This is a genomic window from Streptomyces sp. NPDC054840 (assembly GCF_053611065.1).
Genome location: NZ_JBSGZP010001035.1, coordinates 1 through 1720, shown reverse-complemented (window position 1 = coordinate 1720; position 1720 = coordinate 1). Strand labels below are relative to the sequence as shown.

The 1720-nt window shown below is 68.9% G+C and carries 1 protein-coding gene; it reads left to right on the top strand.

Annotated elements, in window-relative coordinates:
• The first annotated feature begins 418 nt into the window (after positions 1-418).
• Positions 419-1699, top strand: a complete 1281-nt coding sequence (locus ACWGIU_RS37220; RefSeq protein WP_453712486.1) for an alpha/beta hydrolase — start codon at positions 419-421, stop codon at positions 1697-1699.
• Positions 1700-1720 lie beyond the last annotated feature (21 nt).

The window sequence follows — 1720 nt, the reverse complement described above, 5'->3', positions numbered from 1 at the left end:
GCCAGCGAGACGGCGCCCGGGGTGACCGGCGGGCCGCCCGCCCGGGCGTGGTCCCTCTCGTCGGCGCGGGAGGAGGCGCGCACGACGGCGAGTACGCCCACGGCCGCGAGCAGGGCCACGGCGGTGGCCAGGATCAGGATCCGGCGCTGGAGCGTCATGGGAGGACTCCGGGGGGGTTCCGGGGGCGGCGCGGGGGGCACCATACCCAGCGGCCCGCACAAGGGCCAGGCATGGACGGCGGCGGGTCGGTGAACTCCACCGGGCGTACGGGCGCCAGGCAATGGCCTCCCCCAGGGCACCCCAAGAGTAGGAAAAATACGGAACCCTGACATGCTTTCGTTCATCCTTCGAACGGAAGGACCCAGCAGTCAGACCACCCCGCCCCTCTGGGGCAGCACCAGCCGGAGAGCCACCGCACATGTCGTACGCACCCGACGGGCAGCAGCACCAGCCGTACCGGCCGGAAGGACAGATACCGCAGCCGCCCCACGGCGACCGGTACGGCCGGCCGTACGGACAGCAACCGCAGCCCGGCCCGCCCCAGCAGCCGTACGGGCAGCAGGCGCAGTACGCACCGCAGGAGCAGTACGGCCGGCAGCCCGAGTACGGGCAGCAGGGCCACCATGAGGGGTCCGAGCCCCCGCGCCGCAGGTCGCGGGGCCGGCGCTGGCTGATCGCGGGGGTCTCCGTGCTCGCGCTCGCCGGTATGGCCGCGCTCGTGCTGAACCACTACGAGATACCCCCGTTCACCGACAAGGGCTCGTCGGTGTCCTTCGGGACGGCGCCCGCGGGGGGCGGCAAGAAGAACGACGCTCCCCCGCCGAACTCCAAGATGCTCATGCCGACAGGGCCGGCCTCCGAGTTCAAGAACACGATGACCCTTCCCGACGGCACGCACGTGGCCGTCACCACGCTGGACGGCAAGAAGTCCGGCTTCAAGGGCAAGGTCTGGGTCTGGGCTCCCAAGGAGTACAACGACCCGAAGTTCGCCAAGAGCGGCTTCCCGGTCCTGATCGCCCTGCCGGGCGGCGCCGGTTACCCGAGCAACTACTGGATGGGCACCGACCTCGGCCTCCAGACGAGCGTCAGCAAGTGGTACGCCGAGGGCAAGAGCAAGCCCTTCATCCTGGCCATGCCGGTTCTCAACCCGGGGCCGGACGACAAGGGCGTCTACTGGGACGGCTCCGACATCCCCGGCCAGCCCAAGATGGGCACCTGGCTGACCGAGGACGTGCCGGACCTGATGAAGGCGAACTTCCGCACCGTCAAGTCCCGTGACGGCTGGGCTTTCATGGGCTCCTCCACCGGTGGTTTCGCCGGCCTGAAGGCCGTGCTGAAGCACCCGGACAAGTTCAAGGCCGTGATCGCCTCCGGCCCGGACATCGTCCCGGACTCCTCCCTGTGGAAGGGCCACGAGAAGGAGAAGGCCGAGAACAACCCTGAGGTGCTGGCGAAGCAGCTCATCGACTCCAAGGGGCCCGAGGTCTACCTCGCCTTCCAGGTCGGCGACAGCGAGAACAACAAGAAGACCCTGCCCGACGTGCAGAAGTTCGTCGCCACCTACGGCAACAAGGGCCCCATCCATGCCGAGTTGAAGGTCATCAAGGGCGGCCAGCACAACGCCAAGACCTATGTGCCGAACATGGGTGAGGGACCGGTCCAGTTCATCAGCAAGGTCATGGAAGGGCCCGTCGAGTAACCGCCGGCGCCCCCGCACCAC